The sequence below is a fragment of the Bartonella sp. AD328YNZD genome (genome assembly GCF_042196425.1).
The window spans coordinates 1-1,827 of sequence record NZ_JBHIQG010000427.1; the positions used below are offsets into that span (position 1 = coordinate 1).

Here is a 1,827-nt window from a genome sequence, read left to right on the forward strand (position 1 = left end):
ACATAGCTGGTATAAACTGTTTCACGTGTTCGCTCGACTTCACGAATGTGATCCAAAGTTTTTTGTATGGTCCAGTTTGAAGGAACTGCTATAAACTCTGTTGTCATGAGTGCCCCTGCTGTATGATCAGGATAACTGGTAAGTTTTTTAAGTTCCGCACGTGTTAAGGGTTTAAGCAAGGCATAAAGCCGTGTACGGGTTTCTTTATTTATTTCTTGAAAGACGTCTGCAGCAGCATCTGCAGACATGCCATCAAGAATTTCAACCGCACGATTTATAGGGAGAAGTTCTAAAATAGCAGCAGGTTGCTCAAGCTCTGGTTTATCAAAAAGTTCGATAACATAATCAAGAGGTAGAAGACTAAGAATAGTGACACGTTCCATGATATCGAGATCATTGATGATATCAATAGAGTCTGCAAAATGCTGATTTTTTAATTTTTCAGCGAGAGCTTCAGGAGAAAAATTTTTGAAGTCGAAGGCCGTTTTAATTTCAGTCATGATAAAGTCCCTCCTGAAGAGTTGGGGAGTTGTAAATCTAAATAATAGATGAGATAAAAACAAAAGTTTATGGAAGATTTGAAAAAACCTCCCCGACTATATTTCCAATTGTTAATATTTTAAGTTAAAGTCAAGGATAAATTATCAGTTATGAACAAGTTTCTGAATCACTGAAACGAGAATACAGCTTGATTGGAGGATAATATGAAGGCGTAAATGTAAAAATCAGTTCCCATTTTTACCTTATTATGCCGTCAAACACCGTTGTTTAGAGCGGTGATATAAGGCATGAAAAGCTTTACATATTAAGTGTTTTTAGATATCGCAATCCGTATTCAGGGCAGGGGCTTATCTGTTGCGCTTATGAAGTAAACTGCATGAGTGGTTAGCAGGTAGAATCCGCCGAGATAAGCTGGACTGTTGACAGTCCAGAGACTGGTAGGAACCTCCGTTCTTGTAATGGGGCAACGTCCCTTCACGTAAAACAGAACGCCATTGTATTGCAGTTTCACGCGCTTATTTTAAGAAATATCTCTCAAAGAGCATTCAAGCCCATTTCACGACGGCGCTTGTGAAGGGTATAAAGGTAAATGCATTGAACACTTCCATCTTTATGCTTATGAAGGATCAAACCAGTACCATCACAACACTTTGCTAGCTTGTAGGTGTTCTTAGCATTTAAGATGGTTCATAAGAGCTATTTTTATTCCTTTCTTATTACGGCTTTTACCCACACGCCAGCTCCGCTTGTGATGTACAAGCAAGTGATTTTGATTGATTCAACATAAACAGGTCTGAAATGAGAGAATCTTACGATCTTAAGGTTTTTTATTCAATATATAAAAACGATAAATTATTATTATAAATCAATATGTTGTTTCATAAGCGTGGAAATTCTTATTTTTATTTATCTCCTGAAATTAAAGGTACTTTTTATTTTTTACTTCAATAGAGCTTTGACAGGTAGTTTTGAAACTCACAAAATAGTTTTAGTATATTATCAATTTGTGTCGTAAAGATAATGATTACAGCCTAAATTTATAATGGAGACATAAAGTATTATGACAAAAGAAGCCGTGCTGAATTGGAAGGGATTTTCAGGTCTTCCTGATTTTTTTTCTATAAATGATGAAGATTTTAAACCCGCTTTTGCACAGGCACTTCAAGAAGCCGAAGAAGAACTAGAAGCGATTGCGATGGTGCAAGAACCACCAACACTTGAGAACTTTTTGCAACCTTTTGAGCTTTGTGGCAAAGCGCTTGATCGTGTCTGTTCAATATTTTTCTTACGCACTAGTGCTCATACGAATGTATTAATTCAACAGCT

General features: G+C 36.5%; 1 protein-coding gene and 1 pseudogene. One reads left to right on the forward strand and one right to left on the reverse strand.

What is annotated here, in order from left to right:
• On the reverse strand, positions 1-500 hold a 500-nt coding region (locus ACFIO3_RS12495; protein ID WP_375704560.1), incomplete at its 3' end, for a magnesium transporter MgtE N-terminal domain-containing protein.
• Between the two features lie 1,061 nt (positions 501-1,561).
• On the opposite strand from ACFIO3_RS12495, the pseudogene ACFIO3_RS12500 reads away from it, so the two are divergent.
• Positions 1,562-1,827 (forward strand): annotated as a pseudogene (locus ACFIO3_RS12500) (peptidase M3); the annotation flags it as partial.